General features: G+C 56.4%; 14 protein-coding genes and 1 pseudogene. 9 read left to right on the forward strand and 6 right to left on the reverse strand.

What is annotated here, in order from left to right; all coding sequences use genetic code 11:
* Nucleotides 1–20 precede the first annotated feature (20 nt).
* The 3 genes from M989_RS06870 to M989_RS06880 are packed head-to-tail and all read right to left on the reverse strand — an operon-like array spanning nt 21 to nt 1790.
* Nucleotides 21–221: a YpfN family protein gene (locus M989_RS06870; RefSeq protein ID WP_064543676.1), complete on the reverse strand. Its 201-nt coding sequence runs from the start codon at nt 219–221 to the stop codon at nt 21–23.
* Between the two features lie 25 nt (nt 222–246).
* Nucleotides 247–1374, reverse strand: a complete 1128-nt coding sequence (gene dapE, locus M989_RS06875) for a succinyl-diaminopimelate desuccinylase (protein ID WP_064543643.1) — start codon at nt 1372–1374, stop codon at nt 247–249.
* A gap of 56 nt (nt 1375–1430) precedes the next feature.
* Nucleotides 1431–1790 carry an ArsC family reductase gene (locus M989_RS06880; protein ID WP_064543646.1) on the reverse strand — a complete coding sequence of 120 codons (360 nt, stop codon included), beginning with the start codon at nt 1788–1790 and terminating at the stop codon, nt 1431–1433.
* A gap of 358 nt (nt 1791–2148) precedes the next feature.
* On the opposite strand from M989_RS06880, the gene ypfM reads away from it, so the two are divergent.
* Nucleotides 2149–2208 (forward strand): protein YpfM, encoded by a 60-nt coding sequence (gene ypfM / locus M989_RS25475; RefSeq protein ID WP_001386977.1) that lies wholly within the window; start codon nt 2149–2151, stop codon nt 2206–2208.
* Between the two features lie 125 nt (nt 2209–2333).
* Here the strand turns inward: ypfM and acrD are convergent, their stop codons facing one another.
* On the reverse strand, nt 2334–5447 hold the full coding sequence (acrD, locus tag M989_RS06885; protein ID WP_064543648.1) for a multidrug efflux RND transporter permease AcrD: 3114 nt from the start codon (nt 5445–5447) through the stop codon (nt 2334–2336).
* Nucleotides 5448–5775: 328 nt separating this feature from the next.
* On the opposite strand from acrD, the gene aegA reads away from it, so the two are divergent.
* The 4 genes and pseudogenes from aegA to maeB all read left to right on the forward strand — a co-directional run bounded on the left by aegA (nt 5776) and on the right by maeB (nt 12241).
* On the forward strand, nt 5776–7758 hold the full coding sequence (aegA, locus tag M989_RS06890; RefSeq protein ID WP_064543650.1) for a formate-dependent uric acid utilization protein AegA: 1983 nt from the start codon (nt 5776–5778) through the stop codon (nt 7756–7758).
* A 58-nt stretch (nt 7759–7816) separates the two neighbouring features.
* On the forward strand, nt 7817–8392 hold the full coding sequence (gene nudK, locus M989_RS06895) for a GDP-mannose pyrophosphatase NudK (RefSeq protein ID WP_064543651.1): 576 nt from the start codon (nt 7817–7819) through the stop codon (nt 8390–8392).
* 105 nt (nt 8393–8497) lie between these two features.
* The gene (locus tag M989_RS06900) at nt 8498–9547 is read left to right on the forward strand and encodes a DUF1176 domain-containing protein (RefSeq protein ID WP_064543653.1); all 1050 of its coding nucleotides are present in this window, start codon (nt 8498–8500) and stop codon (nt 9545–9547) included.
* 414 nt (nt 9548–9961) lie between these two features.
* Nucleotides 9962–12241, forward strand: a pseudogene (gene maeB / locus M989_RS06905) (NADP-dependent oxaloacetate-decarboxylating malate dehydrogenase).
* A 78-nt stretch (nt 12242–12319) separates the two neighbouring features.
* On the opposite strand, the gene hemF reads toward maeB, so the two are convergent.
* On the reverse strand, nt 12320–13222 hold the full coding sequence (gene hemF, locus M989_RS06910; protein ID WP_064543655.1) for an oxygen-dependent coproporphyrinogen oxidase: 903 nt from the start codon (nt 13220–13222) through the stop codon (nt 12320–12322).
* Nucleotides 13222–14091, reverse strand: a complete 870-nt coding sequence (gene amiA / locus M989_RS06915; RefSeq protein ID WP_064543656.1) for an N-acetylmuramoyl-L-alanine amidase AmiA — start codon at nt 14089–14091, stop codon at nt 13222–13224. The genes hemF and amiA overlap by 1 nt, the downstream gene beginning before the upstream one ends.
* A 213-nt stretch (nt 14092–14304) precedes the next feature.
* Between amiA and M989_RS06920 the strand changes: the two genes are divergently transcribed.
* The 4 genes from M989_RS06920 to M989_RS06935 all read left to right on the forward strand — a co-directional run bounded on the left by M989_RS06920 (nt 14305) and on the right by M989_RS06935 (nt 16801).
* Complete coding sequence (locus M989_RS06920) at nt 14305–14730, forward strand: GNAT family acetyltransferase (RefSeq protein WP_035891508.1); 426 nt, start codon at nt 14305–14307, stop codon at nt 14728–14730.
* The gene (locus tag M989_RS06925) at nt 14717–15166 is read left to right on the forward strand and encodes a DUF2919 domain-containing protein (protein WP_064543658.1); all 450 of its coding nucleotides are present in this window, start codon (nt 14717–14719) and stop codon (nt 15164–15166) included. The genes M989_RS06920 and M989_RS06925 overlap by 14 nt, the downstream gene beginning before the upstream one ends.
* Before the next feature lie 61 nt (nt 15167–15227).
* Nucleotides 15228–15803, forward strand: coding sequence for an RpoE-regulated lipoprotein (locus M989_RS06930; protein ID WP_064543660.1), 576 nt, complete (start codon nt 15228–15230; stop codon nt 15801–15803).
* A 98-nt stretch (nt 15804–15901) separates the two neighbouring features.
* Nucleotides 15902–16801, forward strand: a complete 900-nt coding sequence (locus M989_RS06935) for a Dyp-type peroxidase (protein WP_064543662.1) — start codon at nt 15902–15904, stop codon at nt 16799–16801.
* The last annotated feature ends 109 nt before the right edge of the window (nt 16802–16910 follow it).

Consider the following 16910-nt stretch of genomic DNA (forward strand, 5'->3'; position numbering starts at 1 on the left):
CTTATCAGGCCTACATGTGCTTATTTCTTCGGCTGGTCTTTCTTCGGCCAGTCGTCGTCATCGTCCCACTTATCGTTGCAGTCACGATGCGGCGGAAGCTCGGGTTTATCGGCAAGGAATTTTTTATGATCGACGCGACTAAGATCCTTAATCACGTTGATGATCACCCCCACCAGGAAAACCAGCACCAGAATCCACCAGTATTTTGTCAGCCAATCCATGCGCATTACCTCTTTTGTTATGCCGTCAGGCGACAAGTTGTTCCATGATACGCTGATACATCCGCGCCAGCATCTGCAGGTCTGCGGCATTTACGCATTCGTTTATCTTGTGAATGGTCGCGTTCACCGGACCCAGCTCAACAACCTGCGCGCCCATCTGGGCGATAAAGCGACCATCTGACGTCCCGCCGGTGGTCAGTAACTGCGGTTCTATTTCATTATAGTGCGCAATCGCGTTAACCACCGCGTCGACCAGCTTGCCGCGTGCGGTCAGGAACGGTTGCCCGGAGATCCACCAGTCTACCGAGTAGCGCAGTTGGTATTTTTCCAGCAGGGCGATCACGCGCTCTTTGATCATCGCGTCGGTCAATTCGGTGCTAAAGCGGAAGTTGAACTGCACGAACAGATCGCCCGGGATGACGTTGTTGCTGCCGGTACCCGCCTGGATGTTGGCAATTTGCATGCTGGTTGGCGGGAAGAATTCGTTGCCCTGGTCCCACTCGATAGACACCAGTTCGTTCATCCACGGCGCGGCGCGGTGAACCGGATTATCGGCAAGATGTGGGTAAGCCACATGGCCCTGCACGCCGTGAATCGTCAGGTTGCAGGTCATGGAACCACGACGGCCATTTTTCACCACGTCACCGACCACTTCGGTGCTCGACGGTTCGCCCACCAGGCAGTAGTCCAGGCGTTCGTTGCGCGCCATCAGCGCTTCCACCACCTTCACGGTACCGTGGGTGGCGCTGGCCTCCTCATCGGAGGTGATCAGGAACGCCAGGCGTCCTTTATGGTTCGGGTGCTGGGCGACAAAACGTTCGGCAGCGACGACCATCGCCGCCAGCGAGCCTTTCATGTCCGCCGCGCCGCGGCCAAACAGCATGCCATCACGAATGGTCGGTTCAAATGGCGGGTTAATCCAGCGATCGGCATCACCCGCGGGCACCACATCGGTGTGGCCAGCAAATGCCAGGGTTTCCCCTTTACCGCGCCAGGCCCAGAAATTCTGGGTATCACCAAAATCCATGGGCTCAACGGTAAAACCGATAGCGCGCAGACGTTCAATCATTAATGCCTGACAGCCCGCGTCATCGGGGCTGAGAGACGGGCGGCGAATAAGCTGCTGAGCCAGCTCAATGACTGGGCAAGACATAAACTAAACCTCGTTATTTTTCGTTATCTGCAAAAAGTCAAAACGGGGCGGCGGCATTAGCGCATCTGGGCGAGCCACTGGCCGTAACTGGCATCACTAAAACCCAGCAGCATAGGCTGTGCTGGCGCACAGAGCAATGGGCGTTTAATGATAGTCGGCATTTCCAGCATCAGCGCAGCGGCGGCGTCGGCATTGTTGATGCTTACGCGCACGCTTTCGTCCAGCTTACGCCAGGTGGTACCGCGGGTATTCAATAAGGCTTCCCAGCCCAGCTCGGCAATAAAGGATGCCAGTAATTCGGGCGGCAGGCCGTCAACGCGATAATCATGAAAGCGATATTCAACCTGATGCTCGTCGAGCCAACGGCGGGCTTTTTTAATTGTGTCGCAATTTTTTATTCCATAGAGGATGGTCATGTTCCACCTTTATATCAGCAGGTTTTTTAGGGCCTCGAATATACACGGAATTACCGTGGCTGCCTGTTTTAATTTTATCCTGATAAACAGGCTGAAATTCGTACAGTTTATCATGCTGTCTACGACGAAAGTCGCAGTTTGTTCACTTTGTTGTAGGGTAAATTCTTATCATATGATTCACATTCCGATAACTATTTCAGAATGTTGCTGTTCGTCACATTAAATGTCAACATTCCAGCCCATAGTGGCCTCAAGCAGTAAACAATCGTTGGCAGCGGCAATCAAAGTAATCGGATTAACCGTATTCACAGGTCATACATTTGTACGTAATATACGCATAATAATAAGAGAGGTAGTTATGATCGAACGTGAACTGGGGAACTGGAAAGATTTTATCGAAGTGATGCTTCGTAAATAATTTTCAGATAGGTGAGTGATTAAGCGCTGTGTTCTTTCAATTACCATGATGGTGTTGTTTGCAGTACAGAGTCAATGCTCAACATAAAGATAAAAAGGCGACAGTGACTGTCGCCTTTTCTGTTTTTATTCAGGCTTCTCTTTTAACGGGAATCGACGACGTACCAGCACAAAGAACAGCGGGACGAAGAAGATAGCCAGCACCGTCGCCGAGATCATCCCGCCCACCACGCCGGTACCCACCGCATGCTGGCCGCCGGAACCCGCGCCGGTGGTTAATGCCATAGGCAGAACCCCGAAGATAAACGCCAGTGAGGTCATCAGGATGGGACGCAGGCGCTGACGGCAGGCTTCGAGGGTCGCCGACATCAGGTCTTCACCTTTCTCATTCATTTCATTGGCAAATTCAACGATCAGAATGGCGTTCTTCGCCGAGAGCCCGATAACCGTCAGCAGCCCCACCTGGAAGTAAACGTCGTTTTCCAGCCCGCGCATCCAGGTGGCCAGCAGCGCGCCAATTACCCCCAGCGGTACCACCAGCATCACCGAGAATGGCACAGACCAGCTTTCATACAGCGCCGCCAGGCACAGGAACACCACCAGCAGAGAAATGGCGTATAGCGCTGGAGCCTGGGCGCCGGAGAGCCGTTCCTGGTAGGACATTGCTGTCCATTCCAGACCAAAACCGGTCGGCAGCTGTTTGACCAGATTCTGCATCACGTCCATTGCGGTACCGGTGCTGACGCCCGGCGCGGCTTCACCGATAATTTCGACGGCCGAATAGCCGTTATAGCGCTCCAGGCGCGGCGAGCCGGTTTCCCAGCGCGAGGTGGCGAAGGCCGAGAACGGCACCATCTGACCCGCGTTGTTACGCACGTACCACAGATTAATGTCGTCCGGCAGCATGCGGTACTTCGCGGCGGCCTGTACGTACACTTTCTTCACGCGGCCACGGTCCATAAAGTCGTTCACATAGCTCGAGCCCCACGCGGTTTGCAGCGTGTCGTTAATATCGTCGATTGAGACCCCTAACGCCTGCGCTTTACGCTGGTCGATATCGATTTGCAGCTGCGGGCTGTCATCAAGGCCGTTGTGGCGCACGCGGGTCAGCTGCGGATCCTGGCCTGCCAGCTCCAGCAGCTTATCGCGCGCGGCCATCAGCGCATCGTGCCCGGCGCCGCCGTGATCCTGAAGCTCCATATCGAAGCCGGCAGAGCTGCCCAGACCGCTGATAGCCGGCGGGCTGCTGGCGTAAACCCGCGCTTCTTTGATTTTGTTCAGCGCCTTGGTGGCGCGCTCGATAATGGCAAACGAGGTGCCAGTGGTGCTATCGCGCTCGTCCCAGTCTTTCAGGCGCACAAACATGCGCGCGACGTTCTGCCCATTACCACCCGGGCCGGAACCGATGGTGGCAAAAATGGAGGTGATATTGTCCTTCTCGTTTTTGAAGAAATAGTCTTCAACCTGTTCCACCACTTTCAGCGTTTGCTGCTGAGTGGAGCCACTCGGCAACTGGACCGAAGTCGTGAACATGCCGCGATCTTCCAGCGGCAGGAACGAGGAGGGCAGGCGCAGGAACAGAAATACCATGCCGCCCAGCAGTACCACATAAATCAGCATCCAGCGTACGCTGCGATGGAGGATTTTCGCCACGCCGGACTCATAGCGGCGCGCGCTGGCATCGAAGTGACGGTTGAACCAGCCAAAGAAGCCTTTGGTGCCGTGCACTTCGCCTTTATGAATGGGTTTGAGAATGGTGGCGCACAGCGCGGGCGTCAGAATCATCGCCACCAGTACCGACAGCACCATCGCCGAAACAATGGTAATCGAGAACTGACGATAGATAGCCCCGGTGGTGCCGCCAAAGAAAGCCATCGGGATAAACACCGCCGACAGCACCATCGCGATACCGACCAGCGCCCCCTGAATCTGGCCCATCGATTTGCGCGTTGCCTGCCTTGGCGTCAGCCCCTCGGTGCTCATAATACGCTCGACGTTCTCGACGACCACGATGGCGTCATCCACCAGAAGCCCGATGGCGAGCACCATGGCGAACATCGTCAGGGTGTTAATACTGTATCCGCAGGCGTAGAGAATGGCGAAGGTGCCCATCAGCACCACCGGTACGGCGATGGTGGGAATCAGCGTGGCGCGGAAGTTTTGCAAGAACAGGTACATCACCAGGAACACCAGCAGGATGGCTTCCAGCAGCGTTTTCACCACGTCTTTGATCGACGCTTTGACGAAGGAGGTGGTTTCGTAGGCGACTTTATACTCCAGGCCATGCGGGAAATAGGCTTTTAGCTCGTCCAGGCGCTGAATAACGCGCTCGGCGGTTGCCATTTCGTTGGCCCCTGAGGCGAGTTTGATGCCAAGGCCGGACGCCGGGTTGCGATTATAGCGGCTGAGATAGTCGTATTTTTCCGCGCCCATTTCGACGGTGGCAACGTCGCCGAGCGTCACTTCTGAGCCGTCCTGGTTAACGCGCAGGGTGATATCGCGGAACTGCTGTGGCGTTTGCAGGAGCGATTGCGCATTAATGGTAGCGTTCAGCGCCTGCTTATCAACGGAAGGCGTTCCGCCAAGCTGCCCGACGGCAATCTGCGCGTTCTGCGATTTAATGGCGCTGGTGACGTCGGAGGCGGTCAACTGATAGCTGTTGAGCTTGGCCGGATCGAGCCAGATGCGCATGGAATACTGCGAACCGTAGGCGTCAATGTCGCCGACGCCGTCAACGCGGCTGAGCGGGTCCTGAATGTTACTGGCGACATAGTCGGAAATATCTTGCTTATCCATACTGCCGTCGGTGGAGACGAAGGCGATGGTCAGAATGTTGGTATCGCCTGTTTTACGTACCGTGACGCCTTGCGTCTGAACCGCCTGTGGCAGTTTGTTCATTGCCGTTTGCAGCTGGTTTTGTACCTGCTGTACCGCTTCGTCCGGGTCGGTACCGGCGACGAAGCTCAGCGTGACTGTCGCCTGGCCGGTGGCGCTGCTTTGAGAGGACATATACATCAGGTTATCGATGCCGGTCATGTTCTGTTCGATAACCTGGGTGACGGTGTTTTCCAGCGTTTGCGCGGACGCGCCTGGATAGTTGGCGGTCACGCGGACGTTCGGCGGCGCAAGGTCCGGGTACTGCTCTACCGGTAATGAAAATATCGCCAGGGCCCCGGTAAGGCACAAAAGGATTGCTAGCACCCAGGCAAAAATGGGGCGATCGATGAAGAAATTCGCCATCAGGATCCGAACCTCGTGTTGGTCATTTTTTTTACGTACTGAATTGCGTCAAACACTGTAGCCGTAAGGCTCCCGGCAATCGTGGAGAAAATAAGAAGATAATGTAAATAATCATACCGCTTTGGCGAAACGGTTTGCATATCCTTACGCTAGCCTATTTCTGCCCCCTGAAACGTAATTTCATTTAAGCTGAAATTTTTTGATCTGCCACAGCTTACTGACAAATAGTCGCCGATTCTGGGCAAATGGACATTGCCTGTACGGGGATTCCTCGGCTAATAAATAGGGCTTATAAATATAAGGTTTTTTAACCATAGGCTGAGCGAGTATGAACCGTTTTATTAGGGTAGATAGCCAACAATGCATTGGATGCAGGGCGTGTGAAGTTGCCTGTGTGATGTCGCATAACGGAGAGCAACATGTGCTCGACGCGTCGCAGTTTATGCCGCGCATCACGGTCGTAAAAATGAACCATCAACGTGGGGCGGCTACCTGTCACCATTGCGAAGATGCGCCTTGCGCGCGCAGCTGCCCGAACGGCGCGATTCGGCAGGTTGATGATGCTATCCAGGTCGACCAGGCGAAGTGTATCGGCTGTAAATCCTGTGCGGTTGCCTGCCCGTTTGGCACCCTGCAAATTGTTCTCTCGCCGACTCAGGACGGGCGAGTAAAAGCCACGGCCCATAAATGCGATCTCTGCCATGAGCGCCCGGCAGGTCCGGCCTGTGTGGAAAACTGCCCGGCGGACGCTCTGCAGTTGATGACCAGCCAGCAACTGAGCGATATTGCGCGCATCCGACGCCTGCAAACGGCCTGTCGCGAAGCGCAGCCGTGGCACAGCGAGAGTCGTGCGGCGGCAGCGAAGGTTCAGCGTAGCAAGGTGCAGCAGATGGCGCAGACACCCGCTCGCGGTGAAGCGGATAAACTCAATCTTGCCGCCCGTAAAACCGGCTTCGGCGAAATTTATCTGCCGCTACGTCACGAGCAGGCGCAGCAGGCTGCCACACGCTGCCTGAGCTGCGGCGAGCATAGCGTTTGTGAGTGGACCTGCCCGCTGCATAACCATATTCCACAGTGGATCGAGTGGGTCAACGCCGGGGATATTGACGCGGCGGTAGAGCTGTCGCATCAGACCAACCCGCTGCCGGAAATCACGGGACGCGTCTGCCCGCAGGATCGCCTGTGTGAAGGGGCCTGCACCCTGCGTGATGAGCACGGTGCGGTAACCATCGGCAATATTGAACGCTATATCTCCGACCGTGCGCTAGCCAAAGGCTGGCGTCCGAATATCGGCAATGTCGCCAGCAGCGGTAAGCGGGTGGCGATTATCGGCGCCGGGCCCGCCGGGCTGGCATGCGCCGACATTCTGGTTCGTCAGGGCGTGGAGCCGGTCGTGTTTGACCGTCATCCGGAAATTGGCGGGCTGCTGACCTTCGGCATTCCGGCGTTCAAGCTGGATAAATCGCTGATGGCACGGCGTCGCGAAATCTTTAGCGATATGGGCATTCGCTTTGAGCTGAACTGTGAAATTGGCAAAGACATCTCCCTGGACACGTTGCTGGAAGAGTACGACGCCGTGTTTGTCGGGGTGGGCACCTACCGTTCCATGAAGGCGAACCTGCCGAATGAAGAGGCGCCGGGGGTGTATGACGCGCTGCCGTTCCTGATCGCAAACACGAAAAATGTGATGGGTCTCGAGGCGTTGCCTGAGGAGCCGTATATCAATACCAAAGGGCTTAACGTGGTGGTGCTTGGCGGTGGCGATACGGCGATGGACTGCGTGCGTACCGCACTGCGCCACGGTGCGGAAAAGGTCACCTGCGCCTATCGTCGCGATGAAGCTAACATGCCAGGGTCGAAGAAAGAGGTCAAAAACGCGAAGGAAGAGGGGGCGGAGTTTGAATTTAACGTTCAGCCCGTCACCCTGGAGCTGGATGCTGAAGGCCGCGTGTGCGGCGTTCGTTTCCTGCGTACCCAACTCGGTGAGCCGGATGGTCAGGGCCGCCGCCGTCCGACGCCGATTCCCGGCAGCGAATTTGTGATGCCCGCCGATGCGGTCATTATGGCCTTTGGTTTCCATCCGCATGGGATGCCATGGCTGAGCGCACAGGGCGTGGAGGTTGACGACTGGGGGCGCATTCGCGCCAACGTGCATTCGCGCTACCGCTATCAGACCTCGAATCCCAAAATTTTTGCCGGTGGCGATGCGGTGCGTGGTGCCGATCTGGTGGTCACCGCGATGGCTGAAGGACGCCATGCAGCACAGGGGATCCTCGACTGGTTAGGCGTCAAAATCACCCGCGCGCATTGACGGTACCCGGGCTTCACGGCGTAATATGGCGCGAAAGCGTTATCGCCGTGGAGCCTGTATGTCACTTAATATCAACGTTATTAAAGATAAAATCCTGTCCGAAAATTACTTCGTCCTGCGCAATATTACCTACGATTTAACCCAGAAAAATGGCGAAGTGGTGCAACACAAACGCGAAGTTTACGACCGTGGCAACGGCGCGACGGTGCTGCTCTACAACCGCCAGAAGCAGAGCGTGGTGCTGGTGCGCCAGTTCCGTGTCGCCACTTGGGTCAACGGTAATGCCAACGGCATGCTCATTGAAACCTGCGCCGGGTTGCTCGACGACGACGAGCCGGAAGCGTGCATTCGCAAAGAGGCTATCGAAGAGACCGGCTATCAGGTCAACAATGTGCGTAAAGTGTTTCAGCTGTATATGTCGCCGGGCGGCGTGACTGAAATCGTTCACTTCTTTATCGCTGAATACGACGATCGTCTGCGCGATAACGCGGGGGGCGGTGTGGATGACGAGGATATTGATGTGCTTGAGCTGCCGTTTACCCGCGCAATTGAGATGATTCGCACTGGTGAAATTTGCGATGGTAAGACGGTGATTTTGCTCCAGTATCTGCAAGGTTCAGGCCTGATGGCGTAATTTTCTGGCCAGCTCAATCCGATAAATCCGATTGAGCGCTGCCGCTTCGTCCTCCAGGATAGCCCCGGTAAGTTGATGCTTTTTTCTTCTGGGGTTGTACCGTCCATGCGTTACCGCATTCTCCTTTTTTTCTTCTGCATCGGGTGGCTCCCGACGTCGTTGACGTGGGCGGCGCCGACGCAGCAGCTCTTTTCCGACTGGTTAGTGACCTGTAATAACCAGAATTTCTGCGTGACCCGTAACGTTGGCCTGCACTACGGTCTGGTCATGACCCTCAGCCGCAGCGCCGGGGCGCATACCGATGCCCAACTGCGTATTGAATTGGGCGGGCTGGTTAACCCGGTGGCGGCGGTTCCGGCCATCGAGCCTCGGTTGCTGCTTGATGGTAAACCGCTAAAGCTCGGCGGCGAACACTGGAAAATACAGCCGAAATTACTGTCGACCGGCGATAGCGTCACGATAGACGCCTTCCTGCAACAAATTCAGGATGCCCAGGCGATTACGCTGGCGAAGGGCGTGCAGGTGATGTCCTTACAGGGGCTGAAGGCCGCGCTGCTGTTTATCGATGCTCAACAAAAGCGCGTGGGCAATGAAACCGCGTGGATCCGTAAAGGCGATGAGCCGCCGCTGAGCGTGCCGCCCGCTCCGCCGCTGAAGACCGTCGCAAAAGTTAGCCCTGCGCCGACGCCGCTCGGTCGCGATGAATACAACGACCTGCTCGATTTCGCCACCTGGCGGATGAACAACGTGCAGTGCTCGCTGGATCCACTGCGGCGTGAAGTGTGGGTGACCGCGCTAACCGACGATAAGGCGCTGATCATGACCAGCTGTGAATCCGGGGCCTATAACACTATCTACCGCGCATGGCTGGCGTCGCGCAAAAAGCCGTTTGCCACCACGCTGATTCGCCTGCGTTTGCCGTTCCTGCCTTCCGGCAGGGAGGGGCGTGATATTGAACTGGTGAATTTGACGTTTAACGAACATACGCGTGAGCTGATTACGCTTGAGAAAGGACGCGCCCTCGGTGACTGCGGCACACAGACGCGCTGGCGTTTCGATGGACAGCGCTTTCGCCTGGCGCGTTACGCCACTCAACCGCAGTGTGACAACTGGCAGGGGGCGGACGCCTGGGCAACGCAGTGGGTTTCCGGTTAACGTTTTCACTTTCCCATCTCCATTCCAGGGGCAGTCGCCCCTCAACCTCCTTTCAATGTTGATGAAAATGTATCAACACCATGATTGATATAACGATTTTAGATGATGGCTTAACGAGAACTATTTCCTCAGGATGGTAGGCTTGTCGCTGCCTCGCGCAGATAGCGGAACGCCATAGCCGTTTGGTTATGGCTGGCATAACAAAAAAGCATATCCGGAAATCATGATCTTACTATCGATAGTTGATAACATAATCGACATAAATAAATAACAAAGCAAGGCGTGTTCGCAAGAGTATGGCGGCCTTCAAAGTTTACCGGGCGGTCACAGGCGATACTAGGCGCTTCCTTCGGGAGTGCATCAGGACGTAATTGCGCTTCACCCTTTTAGTTTGATACGTGAAAGGAACCCTAAATGGACGACCAATTAAGACAAAGTGCCCTCGATTTCCATGAATTCCCCGTTCCAGGCAAAATTCAGGTAGCGCCGACCAAGCCGCTCGCCACCCAACGCGATCTCGCGCTGGCCTACTCGCCGGGCGTTGCCGCGCCGTGTCTGGAGATCGAAAAAGATCCGCTGGCGGCCTACAAATATACCGCGCGCGGTAACCTGGTAGCGGTGGTGTCCAACGGTACCGCCGTACTGGGTTTAGGCAATATCGGCGCATTGGCCGGTAAACCGGTGATGGAAGGTAAGGGCGTTTTGTTCAAGAAATTCGCAGGTATCGACGTTTTCGATATCGAAGTGGATGAAACCAACCCGGACAAATTTATCGACGTCGTGGCGGCGCTGGAGCCGACCTTTGGCGGCATCAACCTCGAAGACATCAAAGCGCCGGAATGTTTCTACATTGAACAGCAGCTGCGCGAGCGTATGAACATTCCTGTGTTCCACGACGATCAGCATGGCACCGCGATTATCAGTACCGCGGCCATCCTCAACGGCCTGCGCGTGGTGGAGAAAAACATCTCTGACGTTCGTATGGTGGTCTCCGGCGCGGGCGCGGCAGCGATTGCCTGTATGAACCTGCTGGTGGCGCTGGGGATGCAGAAACACAATATTGTGGTCTGCGACTCGAAGGGCGTGATCTATGAAGGCCGCGAGCCGAATATGGCGGAAACCAAAGCCGCCTACGCGGTGAAGGATGACGGTAAACGTACGCTGGATGACGTGATCGCCGACGCCGACATCTTCCTCGGCTGCTCCGGCCCGAAAGTGCTGACCCAGGAGATGGTACAGAAGATGGCCCGCGCGCCGATGATCCTCGCGCTGGCCAACCCGGAGCCGGAAATTCTGCCGCCGCTGGCGAAAGAAGTGCGCCCGGACGCCATTATCTGCACCGGCCGCTCCGACTACCCGAACTAGGTGAACAACGTGCTGTGCTTCCCGTTCATCTTCCGCGGCGCGCTGGACGTTGGCGCGACGGCAATTAACGAAGAGATGAAGCTGGCTGCGGTGCACGCGATCGCCGAACTGGCCCACGCCGAGCAGAGCGAAGTGGTGGCCTCCGCCTACGGCGACCAGGATCTGAGCTTCGGCCCGGACTACATTATTCCGAAACCGTTCGATCCACGCCTGATCGTCAAGATCGCCCCTGCCGTGGCGAAGGCGGCGATGGACTCCGGCGTGGCGAAGCGCCCGATTAGCGATTTTGATGCCTATATCGAAAAACTGAGCGAGTTTGTCTACAAGACCAACCTGTTTATGAAGCCGATCTTCTCTCAGGCACGTAAAGAGCCGAAACGCATCGTGCTGGCGGAGGGCGAGGAGAACCGCGTACTGCATGCCACTCAGGAGCTGATTACGCTGGGGCTGGCGAAACCGATTCTGATTGGCCGCCCGAGCGTTATCGAGATGCGCCTGCAGAAGTTGGGCTTGCAGATTAAGCCGGGCGTCGACTTCGAAATCGTCAACAACGAATCAGACCCGCGCTTTAAAGAGTACTGGCAGGAATACTACAGCCTGATGAAGCGTCGCGGTATCACGCAGGAGCAGGCGCAGCGCGAGATGCGCAGTAATACCACCGCGATTGGTTCAATCATGGTGCAGCGCGGCGAAGCGGACGGTATGATTTGCGGTACGATCGGTGATTACCATGAGCATTTCAGCGTGATCAACCCGTTATTCGGCTACCGTGACGGCGTGCATACCGCAGGCGCGATGAACGCGCTGCTGCTGCCGAGCGGTAACACCTTTATTGCCGATACCTACGTCAACAACGATCCGACGCCGGAGCAGATTGCTGAAATCACCCTGATGGCGGCGGAAAGCGTGCGTCGTTTTGGCATCGAGCCGCGCGTGGCGCTGCTGTCGCACTCTAACTTTGGTTCTTCCGACTGCCCGTCGGCCAGCAAAATGCGCGATGCGCTGGAGCTGGTGAAGGCGCGCGCGCCGGAGCTGATGATTGATGGCGAAATGCACGGCGACGCCGCATTGGTTGAAAGCATCCGTAACGACCGCATGCCGGATAGCCCGCTGAAAGGTTCAGCGAATATTCTGGTGATGCCGAATATGGAAGCCGCGCGTATCAGCTATAACCTGCTGCGCGTTTCCAGTTCCGAAGGGGTGACCGTTGGGCCGGTGCTGATGGGGGTATCGAAACCGGTACATATCCTGACGCCGATCGCCTCCGTTCGCCGCATCGTCAACATGGTGGCGCTGGCGGTGGTTGAAGCCCAGACCCAGCCGCTGTAACAATGTAGCCCGGGCGAGGCGTTTACGCCGACCCCGGGATGGCTCCGAGCTGCCCCGGCGGCGCTTCGCTTGGCCGGGCTACAGGAGCCAGTCTTTCACTTTGATAAATTCGCTCAGCGCCGCTTCCGGGCTGTTTTCATCCGGCTGGTAGTTATACTCCCAGCGTACCAGCGGCGGCATTGACATCAGAATCGACTCTGTGCGCCCGCCGGTTTGCAGGCCAAACAGCGTGCCCCTGTCCCACACCAGATTAAACTCCACGTAGCGCCCCCGACGGTAGAGCTGGAAATCGCGCTCGCGTTCGCCGTAGGCGATATCTTTACGACGCTCGACGATCGGCAGATAGGCGTCGGTAAAGCCTTTCCCCACCGCCTGCATAAAGGCGAAGCAGTGCGCAAAGTCTGGGGTATTCAGGTCGTCAAAGAACAGGCCGCCAATGCCGCGCTGCTCGTTACGGTGCTTAAGATAGAAGTAGTCGTCGCACCACTTTTTGTAGCGCGGGTAGACGTCGTCGCCAAACGGCTGACACAGATCGCGTGCGACGGTGTGCCAGTGCACGGCATCTTCGTTAAAGCCGTAGTAGGGGGTTAAATCGAAACCGCCGCCGAACCACCATACCGGCTCTGCGCCGGGCTTTTCAGCAATAAAAAAGCGCACGTTGGCGTGGCTGGTTGGTACATACGGATTACGCGGATGGATAACCAACGAGACGCCCATTGCTTCGAAGCTGCGCCCTGCCAGCTCTGGGCGGTGCGCCGTGGCGGAAGCCGGCATGGCGTCGCCGTGTACGTGGGAGAAATTCACGCCCGCTTGCTCAAACAGCGCGCCGTCGCGCAGCACCCGGCTGCGCCCGCCGCCACCGGCTTCACGTTGCCAGCTATCTTCGATGAATGGGCGGCCATCGAGCTGCTCAAGCTGCCGACAAATATCGTCCTGTAGCCCCAGCAGAAAGGCTTTGACCTGCTCTACGTTAATCTTCATCAGCGGCGCTTCGCGTGGGCTTTCTGGTTATCAAACCAGTGGAAATAACTAATGATGCCAGACGCAATCGCATCGGCAATTTTCTGGCGGAACGCGGCCGTACCCAGCAGTTTTTCTTCCGCCGGGTTGGTAATAAACGAGGTTTCCACCAGCACCGACGGGATCGACGGCGACTTCAGCACCACGAACGCGGCTTGTTCAGTGCTGCGGCTGTGCAGCTTATGCACGGGCTTGATTTTCTTCAGCACGTGCGAGCCGAGCGTGAGGCTGTTTTTGATGGTATCGGTTTGCACCAGATCGAACAGCACCTGCTGGAGCAGATGGTCCTTATCCTTGGCCTTTTTACCCGCCAGTTCATCGGCGGCGTTTTCACGGTCTGACAGATATTTTGCCATGGCGCTACTGGCCCCGCGGTTGGAGAGGGCAAACACCGACGCGCCCGCAGCGGACGGATTGGTAAAACCATCGGCGTGGATCGACATAAACAGGTCCGCGCCGTGCTTGTGGGCAATCTCAACCCGATCGTACAGCGGTATAAAGGTGTCGCCTGAACGGGTCAGTTTGGCGTCGATACCGTTTTTCTGCAAAATGGCGCGTACGTTTTTAGCAATCGCCAGTACGACGTGCTTTTCTTTGGAACCGTTGTGGCCAATTGCGCCGGTATCAATACCGCCGTGGCCTGGGTCCAACATCACCAGTCGGCGATTCGAAGACTTTTTCGCCGGTTTGCTGTGACCATTGCTGGTTTTTAATGTTGTGTCTTTCGCGGCTGCCTGAGACGCGATTCCCGACAGCGTGAGCGCAGCCAATCCGGCTTTTAGCACCTGACGGCGCGAAGTCAGTATTTTTAAAGGTTTAAACGTGCTCATTCCGGCCTGAGTTGTAAAAACAAGAATCTGTATGTTATATCGTATCGCGATTTTGGTTACGACTGTTCGCGATGAGAATTGTTTTACTTTTCATTTCAATACGTGTCTGTACCTTATTATGCCATTTTTTTCACTGTGCCGCGTCAGATATTGGCTAAATTGGCCGTTCACGCCATAATCACTGTTTTTAAACCTGAAAAGGTGGGCAATACCATGGAGATACGCGTTTTTCGCCAGTCGGACTTTGAAGAGGTCATCACCCTGTGGGAGCGATGCGATCTGCTGCGACCATGGAACGATCCTGAGATGGACATTGAACGGAAGGTCAATCATGACGTCAGCCTGTTTCTGGTGGCGGAAGTGAACGGCGAAGTGGTTGGCACCATCATGGGCGGCTATGACGGCCATCGCGGATCGGCCTACTATCTCGGCGTGCACCCGGAGTATCGCGGGCGCGGCATTGCCAACGCGTTGCTCAACCGTCTTGAGAAAAAACTCATTGCTCGCGGCTGCCCGAAAATCCAGATTATGGTGCGCGAAGAAAACGACGTGGTGCTGGGCATGTACGAGCGCCTGGGCTATGAACATGCGGATGCCCAAAGCTTAGGAAAGCGTCTGATCGAAGATGAAGAGTACTGATTTTTCGCCCGCTGATTACGATGCGCAGGGTCGCCTGCGTTTGCCGTTTCTGTTCTGGTGCCTGCTACTATTGCAGGCGCGGACGTGGGGGCTGTTCCTGATGGCGGGCGCGTCGCGCGATCAGGGCGACGCCTTACTGAATTTGTTCTACCCCGACCACAGTCTCTTCTGGATTGGCCTGCTGCCCGGCGTACCGGCGGTGCTGGCGTTTTTGCTTAGCGGACGGCGGCATGTCTACCCGCGCGTGTGGCGTCTTCTTCACCCGGCACTGATGGTGGCTCAGCTTATTCTGTTGCTGTGGCAACCGTGGCTATGGCTGAACGGCGAGGCCTTATCCGGCGTGGGGTTAAGCCTGCTTGTTCTTGATATTTATGCCCTGTGGTGGCTGCTGAGCAATCGCCGTTTACGCGCCTGTTTTCGCGATGTTGCAGATTGAACGGCACTTTTTGTGTTTACGGGACTCCAATAGGCCTGACATGAATTTATAGGAAGTAGGAATGAAATCGCTGCGTTTACTCTTGTGTGCACTGCCGCTGGCGCTGACCGGCTGTTCAACGTTGTCTTCGGTTAACTGGTCGGCGGCCTATCCGTGGAACTGGTTTGGATCTTCTGCTGGCGTGACCGAGCAGGGCGTTGGCGGCATTACCGGCACCACGGCGCTGAGCGAGCAGGCGATTAGCGACGCACTCGGCAGCGATTACCGCCTACGTAGCGGCATGAAGGCGCATGACGGCAACATCGTCCGCTATTTTGAAGCGCTGCGTGGCGACAAGGTGGCAATGGTCATCAACGGTGACAGCGGTACCGTCAGTCGTGTTGATGTGCTGGATGACGGCATTGTCGCCGCCGACGGGGCGAAGGTCGGCACGGCCTTCAATACGCTCTACGACAAAGCGTATGGTCACTGCCAGGCCGCAAGCGGAGACGAAAGTAACGTCGTGGAATGTAAAGCGAAAGACAGCCAGCACATTAGCTACCAGTTCTCCGGCACCTGGCAGGGGCCGCAGGGCCTCATGCCACCTGACGACGCGCTGAAAAACTGGACGCTATCGAAAATCATCTGGCGACGCTAAATTTGATGTTGAATTGACCCGCTGCGGTGAAAAGCGGGTACAATATGTGAGGTTTTTCTATGCCACGACGTCGTGGCATTTTATTTTCAGGAGGAGCGATGTCTCAGGTTCAGAGCGGCATTTTGCCGGAACATTGCCGCGCGGCGATTTGGATTGAAGCCAATGTGAAAGGGGACGTTAACGCCCTGCGTGCCGGCAGCAAAATTTTTGCCGAAAAGCTGGCGGCGTTCCAGGATAAATTCCCGGAAGCGCATTTAGGCGCGGTAGTTGCGTTTGGCCACGACACCTGGCGCGAGCTGAGTGGCGGCGTGGGCGCTGAGGAACTGAAAGATTTTCCTCAGTATGGCAAGGGGCTGGCGCCCTCCACGCAGTTTGACGTATTGATCCACATCCTCTCTCTGCGTCATGACGTGAACTTCTCCGTGGCCCAGGCCGCGCTGGCCGCTTTTGGCGACGCGCTGGACGTGCAGGAAGAAGTACACGGCTTCCGTTGGGTTGAAGAACGTGACCTGAGCGGCTTTGTTGACGGCACTGAAAACCCGGCTGGAGAAGAAACCCGTCGTGAAGTGGCGGTGATCAAAGAAGGCGTCGACGCGGGCGGCAGCTACGTGTTCGTACAGCGCTGGGAGCACAACCTCAAGCAGCTTAACCGCATGAGCGTGCCGGATCAGGAAATGATGATTGGCCGTACCAAAGAAGCCAACGAAGAGATCGACGGCGACGATCGTCCGGAAACCTCGCACCTGACTCGCGTAGACCTGAAAGAAGACGGTAAAGGACTGAAGATTGTGCGCCAGAGCCTGCCGTACGGCACGGCCAGCGGTACGCACGGCCTGTACTTCTGCGCTTACTGTGCGCGTTTGCACAATATTGAACAGCAGTTGCTGAGCATGTTTGGTGATACCGACGGTAAGCGTGACGCGATGCTGCGCTTTACTAAGCCGGTAACCGGCGGGTATTACTTTGCGCCTTCGCTGGATAAGCTGGTCGCGCTGTAAGCCTGAGCAGCCCCCTCACCCTAACCCTCTCCCCATGGGGGAGAGGGGACCGCTCGGTGCGGTCTGGTGAATTTAAGCCAAAGGTGAGGTTTGCTATTCCCCCTCTCCC

The organism is Kluyvera georgiana ATCC 51603 (assembly GCF_001654985.1).
Lineage (GTDB): Bacteria > Pseudomonadota > Gammaproteobacteria > Enterobacterales > Enterobacteriaceae > Kluyvera > Kluyvera georgiana.

Bases quoted from the DNA above. Each gene is read 5' to 3' on its own strand.
- M989_RS06920 (WP_035891508.1), top strand. From the start codon at position 14,305: ATGGAGATACGCGTTTTTCGCCAGTCGGACTTTGAAGAGGTCATCACC.
- amiA (WP_064543656.1), bottom strand. From the start codon at position 14,091: ATGAGCACGTTTAAACCTTTAAAAATACTGACTTCGCGCCGTCAGGTG.
- M989_RS06900 (WP_064543653.1), top strand. From the start codon at position 8,498: ATGCGTTACCGCATTCTCCTTTTTTTCTTCTGCATCGGGTGGCTCCCG.
- M989_RS06925 (WP_064543658.1), top strand. From the start codon at position 14,717: ATGAAGAGTACTGATTTTTCGCCCGCTGATTACGATGCGCAGGGTCGC.
- M989_RS06870 (WP_064543676.1), bottom strand. From the start codon at position 221: ATGGATTGGCTGACAAAATACTGGTGGATTCTGGTGCTGGTTTTCCTG.
- dapE (WP_064543643.1), bottom strand. From the start codon at position 1,374: ATGTCTTGCCCAGTCATTGAGCTGGCTCAGCAGCTTATTCGCCGCCCG.
- aegA (WP_064543650.1), top strand. From the start codon at position 5,776: ATGAACCGTTTTATTAGGGTAGATAGCCAACAATGCATTGGATGCAGG.
- nudK (WP_064543651.1), top strand. From the start codon at position 7,817: ATGTCACTTAATATCAACGTTATTAAAGATAAAATCCTGTCCGAAAAT.
- M989_RS06935 (WP_064543662.1), top strand. From the start codon at position 15,902: ATGTCTCAGGTTCAGAGCGGCATTTTGCCGGAACATTGCCGCGCGGCG.
- M989_RS06880 (WP_064543646.1), bottom strand. From the start codon at position 1,790: ATGACCATCCTCTATGGAATAAAAAATTGCGACACAATTAAAAAAGCC.
- hemF (WP_064543655.1), bottom strand. From the start codon at position 13,222: ATGAAGATTAACGTAGAGCAGGTCAAAGCCTTTCTGCTGGGGCTACAG.
- M989_RS06930 (WP_064543660.1), top strand. From the start codon at position 15,228: ATGAAATCGCTGCGTTTACTCTTGTGTGCACTGCCGCTGGCGCTGACC.
- acrD (WP_064543648.1), bottom strand. From the start codon at position 5,447: ATGGCGAATTTCTTCATCGATCGCCCCATTTTTGCCTGGGTGCTAGCA.